Here is a 23098-nt window from a genome sequence, read left to right as displayed (position 1 = left end):
TGTCAGCCCTTCTCCAGGTAGTCCTCCCGGTCCTTGTCGAGGAGCGCGTCCAGCGCCGTGCGCAGCTCCGGGTACCGCTCAAGGCTCGGGTCGTCGGCGACGAGCGCCATCGCCTCCGCGCGCGCCTGGGCGATCACCTCCTCGTCCTCGATGACCGCGAGCACCCGCAGCGAGGACCGGACGCCGGACTGCGCCTGGCCCAGCACATCGCCCTCACGGCGCTGTTCGAGGTCGATACGGGACAGCTCGAAGCCGTCCAGCGTCGCGGCCACCGCGCCGAGCCTGGCCCGCGCCGGGCTGGCCTCCGGCATCTCGCTGACCAGCAGACACAGGCCAGGGGCCGCGCCGCGGCCGACCCGGCCGCGCAGCTGGTGCAGCTGGGACACCCCGAACCGGTCCGCGTCCATGATCACCATCGCGGTGGCGTTGGGGACGTTCACCCCGACCTCGATGACCGTCGTCGCCACCAGCACGTCGACCTCGCCCACGGCGAACCGGCGCATCACCGCGTCCTTGTCCTCGGGCGGCATCCTGCCGTGCAGCACCTCGACCCGCAGCCCCGCCAGCGGCCCCTGGGCGAGCTGCTCGGCCACCTCCAGCACAGCCAGCGGGGGACGCTTCTCGGCCTCGTCCTCGGCGGACTTCTTCTTCGGCTCCTCGTCGCCGTCACCGATCCGCGGGCACACCACATACGCCTGGTGCCCCTTGCCTACCTCCTCGCGTACCCGCTCCCAGGCGCGCGCCAGGAAGTGCGGCTTGTCCTGGACCGGTACGACATGGCTGGCGATCGGTGAGCGGCCCGCGGGCAGCTGGTCCAGGACCGAGGTCTCCAGGTCGCCGAAGACCGTCATGGCCACGGTGCGCGGGATCGGGGTCGCCGTCATGACCAGCAGGTGCGGAGGCTGCTTGCCCTTCGAGCGCAGCGCGTCGCGCTGTTCCACCCCGAAGCGGTGCTGTTCGTCGACGACGACCAGGCCCAGGTCGTGGAACTGGACCTTGTCCTCGATCAGCGCGTGCGTGCCGATGACGATCCCGGCCTCACCGGTGACCAGGTCAAGCAGCGCCTGACGGCGGGCGGCGGCCCCCATCGAGCCGGTCAGCAGCACCACCTTGGTGGCCTGCTCGGCCCCGCCCAGCATGCCCCCCTCGGCCAGCTCGCCCATCATCTCCACGATCGAGCGGTGGTGCTGCTGGGCGAGCACCTCGGTGGGCGCGAGCATCGCGGCCTGGCCGCCCGCGTCCACCACCGTGAGCATCGCACGCAGCGCCACCAGGGTTTTGCCGGAACCGACCTCGCCCTGGAGCAGCCGGTGCATCGGATGCTCGGTGGCGAGGTCGTCGAAGATCTCGCGGGATACCTTCCGCTGGCCGTCGGTGAGGGTGAAGGGCAGCTTGGCGTCGAAGGCGTCCAGCACGCCGTCTCGCCGGGCCGCGCGCGCCACGGCGGGCAGCTGGGTCTCCGCGAACCGGCGCCGGGCCAGCGCCACTTGCAGCACGAACGCCTCGTCCCACTTCAGGCGGGCTCTGGCGTCCGCGATGTCGGCCTTGGTGTGGGGCCGGTGGATTTTCAGCAGAGCCTCGGGGAGCGGAACCAGCCCCCGGCCGTCGCGGAGCGCCGACGGCAGCGGGTCGACGGCCTCCTGGGCGCTGGGCAGCACCGCGTCCACCGCCTTGGCGATCTTCCAGGACTCCAGCTTGGCGGTGGCCGGGTAGATCGGGATCAGCGCACCGGCCCAGGAGCCGACCGCCGCCGCGTCTCCGCTCTCCGCGCCGTCTCCGCCGCGCAGCAGCTCGTACGCGGGATGGGCGAGCTGGAGCTTGCGGTTGAAGGAGGACACCTTGCCCGCGAACATCGCGCGGGTGCCGGGCAGCAGATCCTTGTGCGGTTTGTGGATGCCCCGGCCGAAGAAGACGAGCTGCAGCTGACCGCTGCCGTCCGTGATCACGACCTCCAGGCGCTGGCCGCGACCGCCGTTGAACTTCAGCACCCGTGCGCTGGCGACCTGGGCGACCACGGTCACATGCTCGTCCAGCGGCAGTGCGGCGAGGCGGGTCAGTTCGCCGCGCTCCGCGTACCGCCGCGGGTAGTGGTGCAGCAGGTCACCGACGGTGTGCAGGTCGAGGTGCTCGGCCATCACCTTCGCGGTGGCGGGGCCGAGCGTCTTCTTCAGTGGTTCTTCCAGCGCGGGCACGCCATCCATTGGACACCACGGCACTGACAGTCACCGGTACCTGGGGAAAACGGTCACTCCACGCCGATGAGCAGCAGCGCGGACTGACGCCCGCCGCGATACGCCACTGTGTCCACCGCGAGATGGACCTCGCGCACATGATCCTCAAGCCGTGCCGTGACCGCGTCCGGAACCTCGTCGCCGAGCACCAGCGTCACCATCTCGCCGCCCGCCGCGAGCATCCGGTCGAGCACGGTGACGGCGGTGTCCGCGAGGTCCGCGCCGATCACGGCGACATCGCCCTCGATGAGCCCCAGGACGTCACCGGCCTGGCAGATCCCGGCCATGGTCCAGGACTGCCGTTCGGCGACGGCCAGTTCCGCGTAGCGCGTCGCACCGGCGGCGGAGGTCATCGCGACGACGTCCTCGTCGAAGCGGCGGTCCGGCTCGTGCACGGCGAGCGCCGCGATGCCCTGCACGGCGGAGCGGGTCGGGATCAGCGCGACCCGCACACCGTCCGCGCGAGCCTGCTCCGCGGCGGCGGCCGCGGTGTGCCGCAGGTCCCCGTCGTTGGGCAGCAGCACCACCTCGCGTGCGTGGGCGCGGCGGACGGCGTCGGCGAGTTCACCGCTGGCGGGCGGCTCGCCGGGGCGCGCGAGCACGGTGGTGGCCCCGGCCTCCGCGTACAGTCCGGCCAGCCCTTCCCCCGGCACCACGGCGACGACCGCGCGCCGCGCCCGCTCGCGCGGCCGTGGCGTGAAGCCCGCGCTGTGCGCGTCCCGCGCCCCGAAGTGCGTGATCCTGATGCGGTACGGCCGCCCGGCCTCGACGCCCGCCTCGACGGCGGCGCCCGCGTCGTCGACGTGCACGTGGACGTTCCACAGCCCGTCGCCGCCGACCACGACCAGTGAGTCGCCCAGCGCGTCCAGCCGGTCGCGCAGCCGGGCCACGGCCGGGTCGTCGGCCTCCAGCAGATAGATCACCTCGAAGGCGGGCCCGCCGCCCTCGGGGGGCGCGTCGGCCGCGCACTCCGCCGGGTGCGCCCCCGCGGCGTCGGCGGCGTCCCCGGCCGTGCCCTCCGCGGGCGCACCGGGCGCCACGCGCGCGTGGCCGCGTATCCGCCCTACGGACTCGGGCGGAGCCTGGCCCGACAGCGCCTCGACCAGGGCCCCGAGCACGGCCACCAGACCCTGGCCGCCCGCGTCCACGACACCCGCCCGCTCCAGCGCGGCCAGCTGCCCCTCAGTCCGTGCCAGCGCCGCGCACGCACCGTCGTACGCCGCACGCGCGGTCGTCGCGCAGCTGCCCGCGGCGGCCCCGGCGGCGTCGGCGGCGGCGGCGGCCACGGTCAGGACGGTCCCCTCGACGGGATGCGCGACCGCCTGGTAGCCGGCGTCCGCGGCCCGCCGCAGCGCGAGCCTGAGCAGGTCACCGCCCGAGCGGGGCAGCGACCCGGCACGGTGCGCCGCCGCACCCTCGGCGTCCGCGGTGTCTTCGGAGTCCACCGCCTGGGCCATGCCGCGGAGCAGCTGCGCCAGGATCGTGCCCGAGTTGCCGCGCGCCCCGATCAGCGCCCCGTGGGCCATCGCGCGCATCGCCTCCGCCGCCGAAGGCCCCGCGGCGGACCCGGCCGCCTCGTGCCCGGTGAACACCGCCTCCACCGCCTGGGCCGCCGACTCCACCGTCAGATAGAGGTTCGTGCCGGTGTCCGAGTCCGCGACCGGATAGACGTTGATCGCGTCGATCTCCTCGCGGGCCCGCCCCAGCGCGTCCAGCGCCAGACCGCACCAGGTGCGCACCACCACGGCGTCGAGCGACTGCGGCACCTATTGCCTCCTAGCTGCGGTTTCGTTCCGCAGGGTAGTGCGCGGCGGGCAGGACGCCCGGAGCGGGGGGCGGAGCGGCCATGGTAGTTTCGTTCTACCGAAGCGGTCGTTGTATGCTGCTCCGGTTGCCCGATCGATATCGGGCCATCCCCTGGCACCGCCACTTCAGATCACTGAACCCGGCATGCCGGGTTTAACCGTAAGTGCATCTGAAGTCTTTGGAGTGTCCCGTGGCTGCCAACTGCGACGTCTGCGGCAAGGGGCCGGGCTTCGGCAACAACATCTCGCACTCGCACCGCCGTACGCCCCGTCGCTGGAACCCGAACATCCAGCGCGTGCGTGCCGTGGTCGGTGGGACGCCGAAGCGGCTCAACGCCTGCACCTCGTGCATCAAGGCCGGCAAGGTCTCGCGCTGACGCAACGCTAAGCGCGGCCACCTAGCTGGTTGCCGAACAACCGGTCCACCCCTGGGTGGGCCGGTTGTTCTGTATCTCCGCACCCCGCTCCCGAGGAGAAGCCCCGTGCCCGAGCTGCCCGAGGTCGAGGTCGTACGCCGCGGACTGGAACGCTGGGTGAGCGGACGGACCGTCGCCGACGTCCGGGTGCTGCACCCGCGTGCCGTACGCCGGCACCCGGCGGGCGGCGCGGACTTCGCGGCCCGTCTCACCGGGCACCGCGTCGGCCCCGCCCAGCGCCGCGGCAAGTACCTGTGGCTGCCGCTCGCGGACGCCTCGTACTCCGTGCTCGCTCACCTCGGCATGAGCGGTCAGCTCCTGGTCCAGCCGACGGACGCGGCGGACGAGCGGCACCTGCGGATCAGGGTCGGCTTCGACGACGACCTCGGCACCGAGCTGCGCTTCGTCGACCAGCGCACCTTCGGCGGGCTCTCGCTCCACGAGACCGCCGCTGACAGCACCGTCGGCCTCCCGGACGCCATCGCGCACATCGCGCGCGACCCGCTCGATCCGCGGTTCGACGACGCCGCCTTCCACACGGCCCTGCGCCGTCGCCGTACGACGGTCAAGCGCGCTCTGCTGGACCAGACCCTGATCAGCGGGGTCGGCAACATCTACGCGGACGAGGCGCTGTGGCGCGCCAGGCTGCACTACGAGCGCGCCACGGCCACCCTCACACGCCCCAAGAGCGCGGAGCTTCTGCGCCACGTCCGGGAGGTGATGCGGGAGGCGCTCGCCGTCGGCGGCACCAGCTTCGACAGCCTCTACGTCAACGTGAACGGCGAATCCGGGTACTTCGAGCGCTCCCTGGACGCCTACGGGCGCGAGGACGAGCCCTGCCGCCGCTGCGGCACCGCGATGCGCCGCCGCCCGTGGATGAACCGCTCCAGCTACTACTGCCCGCGCTGCCAACGCCCGCCGCGCGCCCCGCGGTAAGGCGGTCAGGTGGTAGGGCGGTCAGGCCGGGTCTGCCCCGCCTGGGACTAGAACCCGAAGTTCTGGGTCCACCACGGCCCGCCGGACGCGAAGTGCGCCCCCACGCCGAGGGTCTTGTAGTCACAGTTGAGTATGTTCGCGCGATGGCCCGGACTGTTCATCCAGGACTCCATCACGGCCCGTGCGTCGGCCTGGCCCCTGGCGATGTTCTCGCCGCCCAGGTTGGAGATCCCGGCCTGGGCGGCGCGGTCCCAGGGGGTGTCGCCGTCCGGGTCGGTGTGGTCGAAGAAGCCGCGGGCGGCCATGTCCCGGCTGAAGTCCCCGGCGAGCGCCGCCAGCGGCGCGTCCGCGCGCACCGGGGCGCAGCCCGCCTTGGCCCGCTCCTGGTTCACCAGCGCGAGCACCTCGGCCTCGGCCGCCTGCGCCCCGTCAGTCACCTGGTCCGGCGTCGGCGCGGGCACGTCCGGCTTGGCGGGCTCGGTGCGGGCAGGGCCGCTCTTGTCCGTTTCCCGCGCCCGGTCCTTGGCCTCGGCCCGCTGCTCGGACTTGCCCGCGTCCCCGGCGTTGTCCTTGGCGCTGTCCCGCGCGCTGGAGCCGGGCTTCTCGGCGGACGGCTCCTTCGTGCCGTCCCCGTCCGCCGCTCCGCCCTTTCCGCCGTCCTTCGCGCTCTTGGCGTCCTTGGCCTCTGACGCGTCCTTCGACGGCGACGCCGACGGCTGCGCGGCCGACTTCGACGGGGCGGGCGCCGACGGCGTGGCACGGTCGGCGCCCCGGCTGGCGGGCGTCTCCCCGCGGCCTTCCGCCGTGGTGGCGCCGCCGTAGACCGTCGTGTCCGGCACGCCCTCGGATCGGACCGTACCGTCGTCGCTGCCGAGCCGGAACGCGTCACCGCCCGGAACGAGCCCGGAGGCGACGGCCATGGCGCCCACGGCCACGGCCGCGGAGACGCCGAGCAGACCGGTCCGCACGGGGGCCGCCGCCGCCTTCCCGCGCCGGTGCGAGCTCGTGGGGTGGGGGCTCGCGTCGTCTGCCTGGCGCTGCTCGCCGACAGCGTTTGCGGCGCCGGAGCGTCGGTGGCGTCCCATGTACGGGCCTCTCTCAGTCCTTACGGGCAACGGCCTCACCCATACGGGTGAGGCTCATCGGACGCGACTGTAGCCGATGCGGAATGGGGGCGACGTGCCTCGCGAGCAATTGGTCGGTTAGCTTGCACACATGGAAGAGGACGTGCGGTTCACCGCTTGGGTACGCGGCCGAGTACAGGGAGTGGGCTTTCGCTGGTTCACCAGGGCGACGGCCCTGGAGATCGGCGGACTCATCGGCTTCGCCCTCAATCTGGAGGACGGCCGGGTGCAGGTCGTGGCCGAGGGCCCGCGCGCGCGGTGTGAGCGTTTTCTCGACTGGCTGCGGTACGGCGACACGCCCGGCAGGGTCGACGGCGTCACGGAGATCTGGGACACCCCGCGCGGCGGCTACGACGGCTTCGCCATCCGCTGAGAGGGCGGAACAGAGGGCGGAGCGGGAGAAACGGCCTGGTGGTTGCCAACGACGGGTGCGCGTGCCAGGCTGCGCGGACAAGGGATGATCTCCACACCCCCGCGCTGTCCTATCATGGGATGTAGAGGACTAAAGAGGACAAACAGCCGCGCGGATGAGGCCACGGCGCAGGTTTTGCTGCCGTACGCCCCCCGGTTGCCCGCCAGTACGGGGTGTGATCGTGTTGACCGTCAAACTTTTTGGTGAGACGCTGAAAGCCCCGCGCACCCTAGCTGTTTGGCATGTGGGAACGCAGTAAGTCATCAGTAGTGCCAATCACCGCGGGTGCTTCCCTCACGACCCACACCGCTTCGGTCGGTCACTCAGTGTGGAGGACCATCCATCATGGCAAAGGCGCTTCTCGGTTACGTCGGCGGTTCTGACCCGCGACTCCTCGCCGAGATGCGACGGCTTCAGCAGCGCGTCCAGGACCTGGAATCCGAGCTTGTCCGCATCCAGGCCGAGAACGACGCGCTGGCTACTGCTGCCGCTTCTCACCCCGGAGAACTCCTCGACGTACCCCAGGCGGAGCCTGCGCTTACCTGACCCGGATATACAGAGCGACGGTCAGGCTGCTCACGTCAACCGCTTAGAAGAACCGCAAGGGGCGCCCCCGGCGTCCCTTCACTCTTTCCCTCCCCGTTCCCCCTCGTTCCCGCCCCCTCGGCCGGCTGTTCCGCTCGCGTTCCACCGGTGTGCACCCGAGCGCCTTACCGTCTGATGTGCCCTGCACCTTCCTCGGTGAAACCGGATGGCTCGCGGGGTGAGACGGCGCCCAGGCAGTAAAGTCCGGGGGCGTGCACCTCAAGGCCATGACCCTGCGTGGGTTCAAATCCTTCGCCTCCGCGACCACGCTGCGGTTTGAACCCGGCATCACCTGCGTCGTCGGGCCCAACGGCTCCGGCAAGTCCAACGTCGTGGACGCGCTGTCCTGGGTCATGGGCGAGCAGGGCGCCAAGTCGCTGCGAGGCGGCAAGATGGAAGACGTCATCTTCGCCGGAACCACCGGGCGGCCGCCGCTCGGGCGGGCCGAGGTGTCCCTCACCATCGACAACTCCGACGGCGTGCTGCCCATCGAGTACGCCGAGGTCACCATCACGCGGATCATGTTCCGCAACGGCGGCAGCGAGTACCAGATCAACGGGGACACCTGCCGCCTCCTGGACATCCAGGAACTGCTCTCCGACTCCGGCATCGGCCGTGAGATGCACGTCATCGTCGGGCAGGGGCAGCTGGACTCCGTCCTGCACGCCGACCCCATGGGGCGCCGCGCCTTCATCGAGGAGGCCGCGGGAGTCCTCAAGCACCGCAAGCGCAAGGAGAAGGCGCTGCGGAAACTCGACGCGATGCGGGCCAACCTGGCGCGGGTGCAGGACCTCACCGACGAGCTGCGGCGCCAGCTCAAGCCGCTCGGGCGGCAGGCCGCGGTGGCGCGGCGGGCCGCCGTCATCCAGGCCGATCTGCGCGACGCGCGGCTGCGGCTGCTCGCCGACGACCTGGTCAGGCTGCGCGAGGCGCTGCGCTCCGAGATCGCCGACGAGGCCGAGCTGAAGCGGCGCAAGGAGGCGACCGAGGCCGACCTGAAGGCGGCGCAGACGCGCGAGGCGACGCTGGAGGAGGAGGTACGGCGGCTGACGCCGAGGCTCCAGCGCGCCCAGCAGACCTGGTACGAGCTGTCCCAGCTCGCCGAGCGGGTGCGCGGCACGATCTCGCTGGCCGAGGCGCGCGTGAAGAGCGCGAACAGCGCCCCCGACGAGGAGCGCCGCGGCCGTGACCCGGAGGACATGGAGCGCGAGGCCGCGCGGATCAGGGAGCAGGAGGCCGAGCTTGAGGCGGCCCTCGAAGCGGCCCAGACGGCGCTGGAGGACACCGTCGCGCACCGGGCCGAGCTGGAGCGCGCGCTCACCGACGAGGAACGGCGGCTCAAGGACGCGGCCAGGGCCATCGCCGACCGCCGCGAGGGCCTGGCCAGGCTGCACGGCCAGGTCAACGCGGCCCGAGGCAGGGCCGCGTCGGCCCAGGCCGAGATCGGCCGCCTGGCCTCCGCTCGGGACGAGGCCCAGCAGCGGGCGGCCGCCGCGCAGCGCGAGTACGAGCAGCTCAAGGCCGAGGTGGACGGCCTGGACGCCGACGACCGCGCGCTCGGCGAACGGCACGACGCCGCGCGGCGCGCGCTCGCCGACGCCGAGGCCGCGCTGACCGCGGCCCGTGAGGCGGCCACGGGCGCCGAGCGCAAGCGCGCCGCGGTCGCCGCCCGGCACGAGGCGCTCGCCCTGGGCCTGCGCCGCAAGGACGGCACGGGCGCGCTGCTGGCCGCCCAGGACCGGCTGACGGGGCTCCTCGGCCCCGCCGCCGAACTGCTCACGGTCGCACCCGGCTTCGAGGTCCCGGTGGCGGCCGCGCTCGGCGCTGCGGCGGACGCCGTCGCGGTGGCCACCCCGGCAGCGGCGGCCGAAGCCATCCGCCTGCTCCGCAAACAGGACGCGGGCCGCGCGCCCCTGCTCCTGGCATCCCCCTCGCCAGACCCCACCCCGAACGCCGCTCCGCCCGCCGCGACGGTGGGCACGGCGCGCGGTGCCTTCGATCGTGTGTCCCCAGGGGCGTCGGAGCCCCAGGAGGCGCAGGAGCCTCAGGGAGCACAGAGGGCACAGGAGGCACAGGAGGCGCGCGTCGGCGTGCCGTTCGCCGCGGGTCTGGTGCGCGGGCCCGACGAGCTGATGCCCGCCGTGCGGCGGATGCTGCGCGGCGTCGTGGTCGTCGGCACCCTGGAGGACGCCGAGGACCTGGTGTACGCGCACCCGGAACTCACGGCCGTCACCCCCGAAGGCGACGTGCTCGGCGCGCACTTCGCGCAGGGCGGCTCCGCGGGCGCGCCCAGCCTGCTTGAAGTGCGGGCGTCGGTGGACGAGGCCGCCGCCGAGCTGGCGGAGCTGGCCGTACGGTGTGACGAGCTGGCCGGGGAGCAGCGCCTCGCGGGAGAGCGGCGCACCGAATGCGCCGCGCTGGTCGAGGAATTGGCGGAGCGGCGCCGCGCCGCCGACCGGGCCAAGTCGAGCGTGTCCCAGCAGCTCGGCGGGCTCGCCGGGCAGGCCCGCGCCGCCGCGGGCGAGGCCGAACGTACGACCGCGGCGGCGGCCAGGGCCCAGGAGGCCCTGGACCGGGCGACCCTGGAGGCCGAGGAACTCGCCGAGCGGCTGGCCGTCGCCGAGGAGGCCCCCGTCGACGAGGAGCCCGACACCGCGGTGCGCGACCGGCTCGCCGCCGACGGCGCCAACGCCCGGCAGACCGAGATGGAGGCCCGCCTCCAGGTGCGTACCCACGAGGAGCGGGTCAAGGGGCTCGCCGGACGCGCCGACGGCCTCGACCGCGCGGCCCGCGCCGAACGCGAGGCACGCGCGCGTGCCTCGCGACGCCGGGCCAGGCTGCGCCACGAGGCCGCCGTCGCCGACGCGGTGGCGTCGGGCGCCCGGCAGCTCCTCGCGCATGTCGAGGTCTCCCTCGTACGGGCCGAGCAGGAGCGCGCCGCGGCCGAGAGCGCCAAGGCCGGGCGCGAACGGGACCTGGTCGCCGAGCGGAACGCGGGCCGTGACCTGAAGGCGGAGCTGGACAAGCTGACCGACTCGGTGCACCGGGGCGAGGTACTCGGCGCCGAGAAGCGGCTGCGGATCGAGCAGCTGGAGGCCAAGGCACTGGAGGAGCTGGGCGTGGAGCCCGCGGGGCTGATCGCCGACTACGGCCCCGACCAGCCGGTGCCCCCGTCGCCGCCCGCCGAGGGCGAGGAGCTCCCCGAGGACCCAGAACACCCCCGCAACCAGCCCGTCCCGTTCGTCCGCGCCGAACAGGAGAAGCGGCTCAAGGCGGCCGAGCGGGCCTACCAGCAGCTAGGGAAGGTCAACCCGCTCGCCCTGGAGGAGTTCGCGGCGCTGGAGGAACGGCACAAGTTCCTCTCCGAGCAGCTCGAAGACCTGAAGAAGACCAGGACCGACCTGCTCCAGGTGGTCAAGGAGGTCGACGAGCGCGTGGAGCAGGTGTTCACGGAGGCCTACCGGGACACCGCTCGGGAGTTCGAGGGCGTCTTCTCGCGGCTCTTCCCCGGCGGCGAGGGACGGCTCGTACTGACCGATCCCGACAACATGCTGACCACGGGTGTGGACGTCGAGGCGCGGCCGCCGGGCAAGAAGGTCAAGCGGCTCTCGCTGCTCTCCGGCGGAGAGCGCTCGCTGACCGCGGTCGCCCTGCTGGTGTCCATCTTCAAGGCACGGCCCAGCCCGTTCTACGTGATGGACGAGGTCGAGGCGGCCCTGGACGACACCAACCTGCAACGGCTCATCCGGATCATGAAGGAGCTCCAGGAGTCCTCGCAGCTGATCGTCATCACGCACCAGAAGCGCACGATGGAGGTCGCCGACGCGCTCTACGGAGTCTCCATGCAGGGCGACGGCGTCTCCAAGGTGATCAGCCAGCGGCTCCGCTGAGACCGCGGCGGCCTCCCTTCACTCCTTCGCCACCCCATCTCTTCAAGAGTTGAATTCAATGGATCACTCTGCGCTGTCAAAGTTACAGCTGTTCCCCTATTGACTTCGGAACTTGAAGGCATAGTCTCTGCAGCGCAGTCTTTACCTTCAAGTGGTGGGTCGCCCCAAGGTGTGCGCCACTTGAAGGGCCCCACCCCACATGTCAGGACATCGCGGTCCTGACCCGGTAGGAGACACCGTGACCAGCACAGCGAAGCTGAAGCCGACGCCCGCGGGCGGCGGTCGGCCCGAACACCTCAGTCATGTCATCTTCATCGCCGCGACGGCGGCACTGGGCGGCTTCCTGTTCGGCTACGACAGCGCGGTCATCAACGGCGCGGTGGAAGGCATCCGCGGGAAGTTCGACGTCGACTCGGCCAGCCTGGGCACCGTGATCGCCATCGCCCTGCTCGGCGCGGCCATCGGCGCGATGGTCGCGGGCCGGCTCGCGGACCGCATCGGCCGCATCCGGGTGATGCAGATCGCCGCCGCCCTCTTCGCGATCAGCGGCCTCGGCTCGATGCTGCCGTTCGCCCTGTGGGACCTGGCGATGTGGCGGACGCTCGGCGGCGTCGCCATCGGCATGGCGTCGGTGATCGCCCCGGCCTATATCGCCGAGGTCGCGCCCGCCGAGTACCGCGGCCGTCTGGCCTCCTTCCAGCAGGCCGCGATCGTGCTCGGCATCGCCGTCTCGCAGCTGGTCAACTGGGTGGTGCTGCAGTTCGCCGACGGCGACCAGCGCGGCACGCTGTTCGGCCTGGAAGCCTGGCAGATCATGCTCGGCATCGAGATCGTCCCGGCCCTGCTGTACGGCCTGATGTCGCTGCGCATCCCCGAGTCCCCGCGTTACCTGATCGCCCAGGGCCGTACCGCCGAGGCCAGGACCGTGCTCGCCGACGTGGAGCCGAAGGGCGCCGACCTCGACGCGAAGATCACCGAGATCGACGCCAAGATGCGCAGGGAGCACAAGCCGCGCCTCAGCGACCTGATGGGCGGCCGGGCCGGGCTGCTGCCGATCGTCTGGGTGGGCATCGGGCTCTCGGTCTTCCAGCAGCTGGTCGGCATCAACGTGATCTTCTACTACAGCTCCTCGCTGTGGCAGTCCGTCGGCATCGACCCGTCGAGCTCCTTCTTCTACTCCTTCACCACATCGATCATCAACATCATCGGCACCGTGATCGCGATGGTCTTCGTCGACCGGCTGGGGCGCAAGCCGCTCGCGCTGATCGGCTCGGCCGGTATGGCCGTCTCGCTGGGGCTTGCCGCCTGGGCCTTCTCGTACAAGGAGGGCACCGGGGACGACATCACGCTGCCCGACGCGCAGGGCACCGTGGCGCTGCTCGCGGCCCACTCCTTCGTGCTGTTCTTCGCGCTCTCCTGGGGCGTGGTGGTCTGGGTCATGCTCGGTGAGATGTTCCCCAACCGCATCCGCGCCGCCGCGCTCGGTGTGGCCGCGGCCGCCCAGTGGCTCGCCAACTTCGCGATCACCAAGACCTTCCCGAGCATGTCGGACTGGAATCTGTCCGGCTCTTACATGATCTACACGGCGTTCGCGCTGCTCTCGATTCCCTTCATCCTCAGGTTCGTCCCCGAGACGAAGGGCAAGACCCTGGAGCAGATGGGCTAAAACCCCGCTGCCCCCCGCTCCAGGAGGCCGCCCCTGCCCGGTTCGCCGGGCGGGGGCGGTCTTGTGCGTAACGTGGCCTTGGCGTCAGTCCGCGAGGCGTGGCAGCACCCGCTCGGCGAACAGGTGCAGGCTGCGCCAGCCCTCGTCGACCGGCATGCCGCCGCACAGCGGATGCAGGACCAGGGTGCCGCCGCCCGGCTCGTCCTGGCGGCTCTCGGCCAGAGTCGCGCACGCGTCGGGCGTGAGAACCCGGTACACGCCCTCGGCGCGCAGCTCGTCGACGGTCGTGGCGCGCGAGCGGACCGCGGAGCGGATGCCCTTGGACTGCCACGAGGCGTATGTCCGCGCCTCGTGCAGGAAGTGCCGCCCGTACGTGGCCCAGGTCCGGTCGGGGTCGTCGGAGAGGTGCAGCAGCGGGGTCTCGGCCGAGGGCATCATCACCCAGCCCTCGGTCCCGTACGCCGCCCGCCGCTCGTCGTAGTACGCCGCGAGCTCCGGCAGATGCGCGCTCGGGAAGAACGGCAGCCCGAGCCGGGCCGCACGGCGCGCCGCGGCCCGCGACGAGCCGCCGACGAGCAGCAGAGGGTGCGGCCGGGTGAGGGGGCGCGGGGTGACCTGGACGGTGCGGCCCCGGTAGGCGAAGGGCTCGCCGGTCCACGCCGCGAGCAGGGTCTCGAGAAGTTCGTCCTGGAGCTTGCCGCGGCCGCCCCACTCGACGCCGAACGCCTCGTACTCCGCTGGCCGGTAGCCGATCCCCGCCACCGTGACCAGCCGTCCGCCGCTCAGCAGGTCCAGTACGGCGATGTCCTCGGCCAGCCGCAGCGGGTCGTGCAGCGGACCGATGGCCGCCGACACGGTCACCGCGATCCGGCGGGTGGCCCCGAAGACCGCGCCCGCGAAGGTGAAGGGCGAGGGCAGCCAGTTGTCGGCGACGCCGTGGTGCTCCTCGGCCTGGACCGTGCCGATGTCGTGGTCGTCGGCGTACGCGGCCATCTCGACGGCGGCGCGATAGCGGGCGGACAGCGAATCGGGTGTCGCGGCGGGGTCGACGAGGTTGAAGCGTACGACCGTGACGGGCATGGCCGAGTCCCCCTTCGCCGGGTGGTTCCCAGGAAGGGGGACAGTAGCTGACGGGGTGTCAGATGGCCAGGGCTGGTGGCGGGGGCGGCCGGGATCAGGCGGGCACCGGCTCGCCGTCTTCGGAGTTCTCAGCGCTCTCGGAGTTCTCGGCGTCCGTCGCCGGGGACGACTGGGGCTCCTGGGGCGCTTCGACCGCGGGCTTCGGCAGGGCGAGGTACAGCAGACCGGAGAGCACGATGGTCGCGATCCAGCCGAGGCCGTACTCGCCGATCGGGTTGTTCGTGGCCAGCGGTCCGGTGAACCAGTCCGAGGTGGTGAACAGCAGGCCCACCACCAGCGACACGCCCCAGGCGATCACCGCGGCCGGGGCGAAGCCGCCCTTGTACCAGTAGGCGCTGGTGCGCGTGGTGTCGAGCAGGGCCTCGCCGTCGTACGTCGTACGCCGCAGCATGTCCGCGCCGAAGACGCCGATCCAGGCCGAGAAGGCCACCGCGAGCAGCGACAGGAAGGCGATGAAGGAGCCCATGAAGCTGGTGGCGACCAGCATCAGGACGCCGCCGAACACCAGCGAGATGACGGCGTTCACCGACACCGCCCAGTGCCGGGCGATGGTGAAGCCGAGGGTCTGCGCGGTGAACCCGGCCGAGTACATCGACATCGAGTTGATCAGCAGCATGCCGACCAGCGCGATCAGCAGATAGGGCACCGCGATCCACTGCGGCAGGATCTCGCCGAGGAAGGAGACCGGGTCGGCGGCCGAGGCCAGGTCCGGAGTCGAGACCGCCATCACCGCGCCCATCAGCACCATCGGCAGGACGACGATCCCGGCGCCGCCGATGGAGTGGCCGACCATGGCCCTGGCGGACGTCGTGCGCGGCAGGTAGCGGGTGAAGTCGGGCGCGGAGGGAATCCAGCTGACGCCGCCCGCGGCGATCATGCCGATGCCCGCCACCATCATCGCCGTCGAGCCCGCCGGACGGTCGAAGACCGCGCCCCAGTCGGAGTCGGCGATCAGATAGACCAGGACCAGCACCGAGAACCCGCCGAACAGGTAGGTCGCGTACTTGTTGCACTTCTGGACGGCGTGGATGCCGAGGCCGGAGATCGCGAAGGTCGCGACCACGAAGAGCAGCAGCGTGACGATGACCAGCGGGGTGTTCTGCTGGATGCCGAAGACGATGTCGAGCACCGTGAGCACGGCGTACGCGCCGACCACCGCGTTGATCGTCTCCCAGCCCCAGCGGGCGATCCAGATGAGCGAGCCGGGCAGCAGATTGCCGCGCTGCCCGAAGACCGCGCGGGACAGGGCCATGCCGGGGGCGCCGCCCCGCTTGCCCGCGATGCCGAACAGCCCGACCAGGCCGTACGACAGGCAGGGCGCGGCGACCGCCACGACGATGGCCTGCCAGAAGTTGAGGTGGAAGGCCACCACCAGGCTCGCGCCCATGGTGAGCAACAGCACGCTGATGTTGGCGGCCACCCAGGTGGGGAACAGTTCGCGGACCTTGCCGGTGCGCTCATGATCCGGCACCGGCTCAAGACCGCGGGTCTCCAGGGCGGTGCCTTCGGCTTCGGCGGAATGGCTCATGCGCAGGGGTTTCCAGACCTCGTACGTGACTCGACGGTGAGTCGGCTGGGGCGGGGGGAGGGGCAGCGCAGACTCTACGCGCGTTGATGCCACCCTCACCATCGTACTTTGATCTGACTAGTGCCTCGTAGGGTCTTTTGTCCTTTGGTGGAAGCCACAAGTGGCGGGGGAGTGCGGGCGATGACTGATACTGGGGCTGTTATGGGAATCGAATTCGTCATCCTTGCTGTAGTCATCGCCCTGGTCGCGGTCGGCGCCGTCAGCGGGCTGGTGGTCGGCAGCCGCAGGAAGAAGCAGCTGCCCCCCACCGCGCCCCCGGCCACGCCGACTGTCACCGCGCCTCCGGCCGAGCCGCATGTCGGCGAAGAGGCCGAGGAGCCGCGCGAAGAGCCACGCCGTACGGTCGAGGAGGTCGAACTCCCCGAGGCGGAGACCGCCCCCGAGGCCGAGGCCCCGGTCGGCGCCGAGGAGCCGGAGGCGCCCGCCGTCCCCGCCGCTCCCGAGATCGAGGTCCCCGAACCCACCGCGGGCCGACTGGTCCGGCTGCGGGCGCGGCTGTCCCGCTCCCAGAACGCGCTCGGCAAGGGGCTGCTCACGCTCCTGTCGCGCGAGCACCTCGACGAGGACACCTGGGAGGAGATCGAGGACACCCTGATCACCGCCGACGTCGGCGTCGCCCCGACCCAGGAGCTCGTCGAGCGGCTGCGCGAGCGCGTGAAGGTCCTCGGCACCCGCACGCCCGACGACCTGCGCGCCCTGCTGCGCGATGAGCTGCTCCAGCTCGTCGGCCCCGACCTGGACCGGACGGTGCACACCGAGTCCGACACCGAGGCCCCCGGCATCGTGATGGTCGTCGGGGTCAACGGCACCGGCAAGACCACCACCACCGGCAAGCTCGCCCGTGTCCTGGTCGCCGACGGCCGCTCGGTGGTGCTCGGCGCGGCCGACACCTTCCGTGCCGCCGCCGCCGACCAGCTGCAGACCTGGGGCGAGCGGGTCGGCGCTCGCACGGTGCGCGGCCCCGAGGGCGGCGACCCGGCGTCGATCGCCTTCGACGCGGTCAAGGAGGGCATCGACGAGGGCGCGGACGTCGTCCTGATCGACACCGCGGGCCGACTGCACACCAAGACCGGCCTGATGGACGAGCTCGGGAAGGTCAAGCGGGTCGTCGAGAAGCACGCGCCGCTGGACGAGGTGCTGCTGGTGCTCGACGCCACCACCGGGCAGAACGGCCTGGTGCAGGCTCGGGTGTTCGCCGAGGTCGTGGACATCACCGGCATCGTGCTCACCAAGCTCGACGGCACGGCCAAGGGCGGCATCGTGGTCGCGGTCCAGCGGGAGCTGGGCGTGCCCGTCAAGCTGGTCGGCCTCGGCGAGGGCGCGGACGACCTGGCGCCGTTCGAGCCGGAGGCGTTCGTGGACGCGCTCATCGGCGAGTGAACCCCCAGGCGCTGAGTGCTGAGGCGCTGAGCGCCGCACGGAGCGACCCGCCCCAGGATCCACTGGGGCGGGTCGCTTCATGCTGTGAGACGGCTGGCGGGAGCCCGGCCGCGCGGTCGCGCGGATGTATGCCGGGACGGGGCGGACGTACGCCTAAACCGGAGGGTGCCGGTGGGACGCGTACGCCAACGCGCCCAGCAGCAGCCGCGCCTGCGGCGGCCGGGTCGCCGAGTCCAGCGCGGGCGCGCGCAGCCAGCGGACGGGGCCGAGGCCGCCGCGGTCCGACGGCGGGGCCGTGACGTACTCGCCCGCGCCGAGGCCGCGCAGGTCGAGCGCGGCGTCGTCCCAGCCCATCCGGTAGAGCAGCCTGGGCAGTTCGGCCGTGGCGCCGGGGGCGACGAAGAACTGGGCGCGCCCCTGCGGGGTCACCGCGACCGGACCGAGCGGCAGGCCCATGCGCTCCAGGCGGACCAGGGCGCGGCGTCCAGCGGCCTCGGAGACCTCCAGGACGTCGAACGCCCGGCCGGTCGGCAGCAGTACCGCCGCGCCGGGGAACTCCGCCCAGACCAGCGTGACTTCGTCGAGCGTGGCCCCGGCCCGGATCTCCGCGCCGCGGTCCAGCGGGTGGGCGCCCGGCGCCGTACAGCCTGGGTCGCCGCAGGAGCACACGCCGTCGGCGGCGCGCGCGCCCGGAACCGCGTCCCAGCCCCACAGGCCGGTGAACTCCGCCACCGCGGTGCACTCCAGGGTGCGCCCGCGGCGGCGTGCGCCGGGCCTGATCTCCCGCAGTGCGCGGCTGCCGCCGATCGTGAAGCCCATGCCCCCTCCAACGGGTCGAGCACGCCGGTGGTTACGAGCCGGAATGGAGCCATGACTCACGGTGTCAATCCCCTGTCCCTCTGGCGCGCCGGAGCGTGCTGGGTGGTGCGCTCGAACACGTGCGCCCTGGTCCGCTTCGTTCCGCCCGCCTGTGACCGTGCCGTGTCAAGTGAATCGTGAGACGCCGCTGCTGAGTTCATCCAAAGGGGTGGCGAATGGTGGCGTTTCCGGGAACCCCCTCGCCGGAGGGGTGATCGTAGGATTACTTTCGGTGTACGAGCCCTGGAGATATGCGGGCTCACGGGTATGCCGGAGGCAAGTCGTTTTCTTGTTCGACGAGTGACAAGCGGCGGACGGGGCACCACACGACACGGCATTCTGTTAGGACTTCGCGTATCAGCGCGCGGGTGGCTTCGCGGGCTTGAGGAATGGGGGTGTTCCAGTGGGCGGCACCGGCGACAGCGCGGGAAGCGCTGACAAGCGCCCCAACGAGCAGCTGACGTCGTGGTTCGTGCGCAGCGGCTGGTCCAAGGGCGAGCTGGCTCGCCAGGTGAACCGCAGAGCGCGCCAGATGGGCGCCAGCCACATCTCCACCGACACCTCGCGGGTACGCCGCTGGCTCGACGGCGAGCAGCCGCGGGAGCCGATCCCGCGGATCCTCTCCGAGCTGTTCTCGGAGCGGTTCGGCGCCGTCGTCGCCGTCGAGGACCTCGGGCTGCGCACCGTGCACCAGTCGCCCTCGCTCTCCGGCGTCGACCTGCCCTGGACCGCGCCCCAGACCGTGGAACTCATCAGCGAGTTCTCCCGCAGCGATCTGATGCTGGCGCGGCGCGGCTTCCTGGGGACCTCGCTGGGGCTCGCCGCGGGCCCCGGACTGATCGAGCCCATGCAGCGCTGGCTGGTACCCAGCCCGGTCGCGCACACCGCGGCTCAGGAGCCACGAGCCAAGGGGCGGCGCGGCGCGCGGCTCTCGGAACCCGAACTCGAACTCCTCGAAGCCACCACCGTCATGTTCCGCACCTGGGACGCCCAGTGCGGCGGCGGCCTGCGCCGCAAGGCCGTCGTCGGCCAGCTCCACGAAGTCACGGACCTGCTCCAGGAGTCACAGCCGGAGGCCACCGCCAAGCGCCTGTTCAAAATCGCGGCCGAACTGGCCGAGCTGGCCGGATGGATGAGTTACGACGTGGGCCTGCAGCCCACCGCGCAGAAGTACTTCGTCCTCGCCCTGCACGCCGCCAAAGAGGCCGGGGACAAGCCGCTCGGCTCGTACATCCTGTCCGGCATGAGCCGCCAGATGATCCATCTCGGACGCCCCGAGGACGCGCTGGAACTCGTCCACCTCGCGCAGTACGGCAGCCGGGACTGCGCCACCTCGCGCACCCAGGCGATGCTGTATGCGATGGAGGCGCGCGCGTACGCCAACATGGGCCAGCCCAGCAAGACCAAACGGGCCGTCCGGATGGCCGAGGACACCTTCGCCGACGCGGACGACGCCGCCGAACGGGAACCCGACTGGATCCGCTTCTTCTCCGAAGCCGAACTCAACGGCGAGAACTCCCACTCCTACCGCGACCTCGCCTATGTGGCGGGCCGCAGCCCCACCTACGCCTCGCTCGCCCGCCCCGTGATGGAACGCGCCGTCGAACTCTTCCGCGAGGACGGAGAACACCAGCGGTCATACGCGCTGAACCTGATCGGAATGGCCACCGTGCACCTGCTCCAGCGGGAACCCGAGCAGAGCACCGTCCTGGTCGGACAGGCCCTCGACATCGCCGGGAAGGTCCGCTCCGAGCGGGTCAACACCCGGCTGCGCAAGACCGCAGCCACCGCGCTGCGGGACTTCGGCGAGGTGGCCGAGGTCGCCGACCTCACCGACCGGCTCGCCGTACAGATGCCCGAGACCACCGAGATCGCCGAGGCGGTCTAGGACCGGCCCAGGCCCCAGACGACCGCCCGCGGCTCGCCGTCCCGAACAGCCCGACTCGGCTCCCCCGCCAAGTCACCGGACGGCCAGCCGCGGGCGGTCCCCCCTTTGCGCCTCAGCCGGCGCCGCTCTCGCGGGCGTGGTTGATCGCCGTGGGGGCTGCTCAATCGATGGCTGAGGTTTGGGAGGATATGCCCTGGGTGTCGTCCGCTGCGGGGTGTTCACGGTGACGTAACACGCGGGCCCCCTTCGTCACTGGCCCGAAACACCGAGGGGCATCGGCGGAAACGGCGCTGCGCCAGTCTCCTCAGCACAGTCGGCCCACCCCTCCAGGAGCATCCGCACGGGCCGTTCGCGATCACGAGGAGACCGGCCTTGAATGGCGCAGATACCGCATTCGTCCTGATCAGTGCCGCGCTCGTCATGCTGATGACGCCCGGCCTGGCCTTCTTCTACGGCGGCATGGTGCGGGTGAAGAGCGCCCTCAACATGCTCATGATGTCCTTCATCTCCCTCGGCATCGTCGGCATCCTGTGGGTGCTCTACGGATACTCGCTCGCCTTCGGCGACGACATCGGCGGCGGCCTGCTGGGCAACTTCGACCACATCGGCCTCAAGGGCATCGACGCCACGACGCTGACCGGCGGCGACGAGGGCATCCCGGTCCTCGCCTTCGCGCTCTTCCAGCTGATGTTCGCGATCATCACCCCGGCGCTGATGAGCGGCGCGCTCGCCGACCGGGTCAAGTTCACCGGCTGGGCGCTGTTCATCGCCCTGTGGGTGACGATCGTGTACTTCCCGGTCGCGCACTGGGTGTGGCAGTCCGACGGCTGGCTGTACAAGCTCGAAGTGATCGACTTCGCGGGCGGCACGGCGGTCCACATCAACGCCGGTGTCGGCGCGCTCGCCGCCGTCCTGGTCGTCGGCAAGCGGATCGGCTTCAAGAAGGACCCGATGCGCCCGCACAGCCTGCCGCTGGTGGTCCTGGGCACGGCCCTGCTCTGGTTCGGCTGGTTCGGCTTCAACGCGGGCTCCGAGCTGGCCGCCGACGGCGTCGCCGCCCTGATGGCCTTCAACACCCAGATCGCCACCGGCGCCGCGATGCTCGGCTGGCTGGTCTACGAGCGCATCCGGCATGGCGCGTTCACCACGCTGGGCGCCGCGTCCGGCGCGGTGGCCGGTCTGGTCGCGATCACCCCGTCCGGCGCCCACGTCAACGCCTTCGGCGCGATCCTGATCGGTCTCGTCGCCGGCGCCGTCTGCTCCTGGGCCGTCAGCCTCAAGTACAAGCTGGGCTATGACGACTCGCTCGACGTGGTCGGCGTGCACCTGGTCGGCGGCGTCATCGGCACCCTGCTCGTCGGCTTCCTCGCCATCGACGGCGTCGGCGGCGCCAGCCAGTTCGGCAAGCAGGCCGTCGGCGCTTTCTCGGTGATGGCGTACTCCTTCGTCGTCTCCTGGATCCTCGCCAAGATCGTCGACTCCACGATCGGCTTCCGGGCCTCCGAAGACGACGAGACCAGCGGTGTCGACCAGGCCTTCCACGCCGAGACGGCCTACGACTTCAGCGCCGTGGGCGGCAGCCCGACCGGCCGTACGGTACCCGCACCCAGCAATGACGAGAACACGGCGGCCGCGCCGCGGAACAAGAAGGTGGAAGCGTGAAGCTCATCACGGCAGTAGTGAAGCCGCACCGGCTCGACGAGATCAAGGAGGCCCTGGGGGCCTTCGGAGTCCAGGGCCTGACGGTGACCGAGGCCAGCGGCTACGGACGCCAGCGCGGACACACCGAGGTCTACCGCGGCGCCGAGTACACCGTGGACCTCGTGCCGAAGATCCGGATCGAGGTGCTGGTCGAGGACGATGACGCCGAACAGCTCATCGAGGTCGTGGTCAAGGCCGCCCGCACCGGAAAGATCGGCGACGGCAAGGTCTGGAGCGTCCCCGTCGAGACGGCCGTCAGGGTGCGCACCGGCGAACGCGGCCCCGACGCGCTCTGACCGACCCTCACCGCACGCGGACCGAACACGGATCGCACGCGGATCGCACGCGGATCGAACACGGATCGACGCAGACCGACGCAGATCGACAAGGAGCTGCTGGGTGACGAGCGTGGACGTACCCACCGGAACAGAAGATTCAGGCAGCCCGGAACCCAGCGGCTACGCGGCGGCCCGGCTGCGCCTCCTCCAGACGGAGGCGCGGTCCGGGCCGCCGCGCCGTACCGCCCTGGCCGAGCTCACCGACGCCTGGCTCACCCGGCTCTTCACGGCCGCCGCCGAGACACGGGGCATGGCACTCGTCGCCGTCGGCGGCTACGGACGCGGCGAGCTGTCACCGCGCAGCGACCTGGACCTGCTCCTGCTGCACGACGGCAGCGCGGACCCCGGCACGGTCGCCGCCGTCGCGGACCGCGTCTGGTACCCCGTCTGGGACCAGGGGCTCGCCCTGGACCACTCGGTACGCACCCCCGCCGAGGCGCGCAAGACCGCGAACGACGACCTCAAGGTGCAGCTCGGCCTCCTGGACGCCCGGCATCTCGCCGGAGACCTCGGCCTGACCGCGGGACTGCGCACCGCGGTACTCGCCGACTGGCGCAACCTCGCCCCCAGACGACTGCCCGCCCTGAAGGAACTCTGCGAGGAACGCGCCGCGCGCCAAGGCGAGCTGCAGTTCCTGCTCGAACCCGACCTCAAGGAGGCCGGCGGCGGACTGCGGGACGTCACCGCGCTACGGGCCGTCGCCGCGTCCTGGCTGGCCGACGCGCCGCGCGCCGGGCTCGCCGACGCGACCAGGCGGCTGCTCGACGTACGCGACGCCCTGCACCTGGCGACCGGGCGCGCCACCGACCGGCTCGCGCTCCAGGAACAGGACCAGGTCGCCGCCGACCTCGGCCTCCTGGACGCCGACGCGCTGTTGCGCCAGGTGTACGAGGTCGCCCGCACCGTGTCGTACGCGAGCGACGTCACCTGGCGTGAGGTCGGCCGGGTACTGCGCTCGCGCGCCGCCCGGCCGCGGCTGCGGAAACTCCTGGGCTCGGCCAAGGCGGCGCCCGAGCGGACCCCGCTGGCCGAAGGCGTCGTGGAGCAGGACGGCGAGGCGGTGCTGGCCCGCACCGCCCGGCCCGAGCGCGACCCGGTGCTGCCGCTGCGGGCCGCGGCCGCCGCCGCGCAGGCCGGTCT

17 protein-coding genes are annotated in these 23098 nt (G+C 71.8%); 11 read left to right on the top strand and 6 right to left on the bottom strand.

Annotated elements, in window-relative coordinates:
- Positions 1 to 2: 2 nt before the first annotated feature.
- A complete protein-coding gene (recG, locus tag ACX6XY_RS24680; protein WP_460334854.1) occupies positions 3 to 2201 on the bottom strand; it encodes an ATP-dependent DNA helicase RecG in 2199 nt (732 codons plus the stop codon).
- Between the two features lie 44 nt (positions 2202 to 2245).
- The gene (locus ACX6XY_RS24675) at positions 2246 to 3997 is read right to left on the bottom strand and encodes a DAK2 domain-containing protein (RefSeq protein ID WP_460334851.1); all 1752 of its coding nucleotides are present in this window, start codon (positions 3995 to 3997) and stop codon (positions 2246 to 2248) included.
- A gap of 230 nt (positions 3998 to 4227) precedes the next feature.
- On the opposite strand from ACX6XY_RS24675, the gene rpmB reads away from it, so the two are divergent.
- On the top strand, positions 4228 to 4413 hold the full coding sequence (rpmB, locus tag ACX6XY_RS24670) for a 50S ribosomal protein L28 (protein WP_030195073.1): 186 nt from the start codon (positions 4228 to 4230) through the stop codon (positions 4411 to 4413).
- Between the two features lie 105 nt (positions 4414 to 4518).
- Complete coding sequence (gene mutM, locus ACX6XY_RS24665; protein WP_460334848.1) at positions 4519 to 5388, top strand: bifunctional DNA-formamidopyrimidine glycosylase/DNA-(apurinic or apyrimidinic site) lyase; 870 nt, start codon at positions 4519 to 4521, stop codon at positions 5386 to 5388.
- A gap of 47 nt (positions 5389 to 5435) precedes the next feature.
- Here mutM and ACX6XY_RS24660 read toward each other — a convergent pair whose 3' ends face one another.
- Positions 5436 to 6473 (bottom strand): CAP domain-containing protein, encoded by a 1038-nt coding sequence (locus ACX6XY_RS24660; protein WP_460334845.1) that lies wholly within the window; start codon positions 6471 to 6473, stop codon positions 5436 to 5438.
- Between the two features lie 130 nt (positions 6474 to 6603).
- Here ACX6XY_RS24660 and ACX6XY_RS24655 point away from each other — a divergent pair, with 130 nt between their 5' ends.
- The 4 genes from ACX6XY_RS24655 (at position 6604) to ACX6XY_RS24640 (ending at position 13065) form a co-directional block, all read left to right on the top strand.
- Complete coding sequence (locus ACX6XY_RS24655; protein ID WP_460334842.1) at positions 6604 to 6885, top strand: acylphosphatase; 282 nt, start codon at positions 6604 to 6606, stop codon at positions 6883 to 6885.
- Positions 6886 to 7269: 384 nt separating this feature from the next.
- Positions 7270 to 7470: a hypothetical protein gene (locus ACX6XY_RS24650; RefSeq protein ID WP_460334839.1), complete on the top strand. Its 201-nt coding sequence runs from the start codon at positions 7270 to 7272 to the stop codon at positions 7468 to 7470.
- A gap of 251 nt (positions 7471 to 7721) precedes the next feature.
- Positions 7722 to 11399, top strand: a complete 3678-nt coding sequence (locus ACX6XY_RS24645) for an AAA family ATPase (protein WP_460334836.1) — start codon at positions 7722 to 7724, stop codon at positions 11397 to 11399.
- Positions 11400 to 11637: 238 nt separating this feature from the next.
- Positions 11638 to 13065: a sugar porter family MFS transporter gene (locus tag ACX6XY_RS24640; RefSeq protein WP_460334833.1), complete on the top strand. Its 1428-nt coding sequence runs from the start codon at positions 11638 to 11640 to the stop codon at positions 13063 to 13065.
- 84 nt (positions 13066 to 13149) lie between these two features.
- On the opposite strand, the gene ACX6XY_RS24635 is transcribed toward ACX6XY_RS24640, so the two are convergent.
- Together ACX6XY_RS24635 and ACX6XY_RS24630 are read right to left on the bottom strand one after the other, a co-directional pair.
- Positions 13150 to 14145: an LLM class flavin-dependent oxidoreductase gene (locus ACX6XY_RS24635; protein ID WP_460334830.1), complete on the bottom strand. Its 996-nt coding sequence runs from the start codon at positions 14143 to 14145 to the stop codon at positions 13150 to 13152.
- 94 nt (positions 14146 to 14239) lie between these two features.
- Positions 14240 to 15733 (bottom strand): cytosine permease, encoded by a 1494-nt coding sequence (locus ACX6XY_RS24630; protein WP_460334827.1) that lies wholly within the window; start codon positions 15731 to 15733, stop codon positions 14240 to 14242.
- Positions 15734 to 15940: 207 nt separating this feature from the next.
- Here ACX6XY_RS24630 and ftsY point away from each other — a divergent pair, with 207 nt between their 5' ends.
- Entirely contained in the window at positions 15941 to 17173 is a 1233-nt protein-coding gene (ftsY, locus tag ACX6XY_RS24625) for a signal recognition particle-docking protein FtsY (RefSeq protein WP_460334920.1), read from the top strand.
- 153 nt (positions 17174 to 17326) lie between these two features.
- On the opposite strand, the gene ACX6XY_RS24620 is transcribed toward ftsY, so the two are convergent.
- Complete coding sequence (locus ACX6XY_RS24620) at positions 17327 to 17992, bottom strand: bifunctional DNA primase/polymerase (protein ID WP_460334824.1); 666 nt, start codon at positions 17990 to 17992, stop codon at positions 17327 to 17329.
- A 442-nt stretch (positions 17993 to 18434) separates the two neighbouring features.
- Between ACX6XY_RS24620 and nsdA the strand changes: the two genes are divergently transcribed.
- The 4 genes from nsdA to ACX6XY_RS24600 form a co-directional block, all read left to right on the top strand.
- Positions 18435 to 19919 carry a transcriptional repressor NsdA gene (nsdA, locus tag ACX6XY_RS24615; protein ID WP_460334821.1) on the top strand — a complete coding sequence of 495 codons (1485 nt, stop codon included), beginning with the start codon at positions 18435 to 18437 and terminating at the stop codon, positions 19917 to 19919.
- A gap of 372 nt (positions 19920 to 20291) precedes the next feature.
- A complete protein-coding gene (locus ACX6XY_RS24610; protein WP_460334818.1) occupies positions 20292 to 21581 on the top strand; it encodes an ammonium transporter in 1290 nt (429 codons plus the stop codon).
- The gene (locus tag ACX6XY_RS24605; RefSeq protein WP_460334815.1) at positions 21578 to 21916 is read left to right on the top strand and encodes a P-II family nitrogen regulator; all 339 of its coding nucleotides are present in this window, start codon (positions 21578 to 21580) and stop codon (positions 21914 to 21916) included. The genes ACX6XY_RS24610 and ACX6XY_RS24605 overlap by 4 nt, the downstream gene beginning before the upstream one ends.
- 103 nt (positions 21917 to 22019) lie before the next feature.
- The coding region (locus ACX6XY_RS24600) for a [protein-PII] uridylyltransferase family protein (protein ID WP_460334812.1) at positions 22020 to 23098 on the top strand (1079 nt) is incomplete at its 3' end.

Source organism: Streptomyces sp. O3 (assembly GCF_054788135.1).
The sequence above is the reverse complement of the archived record's forward strand: the minus strand, read 5'-3'. Positions and strand labels throughout refer to the sequence as shown.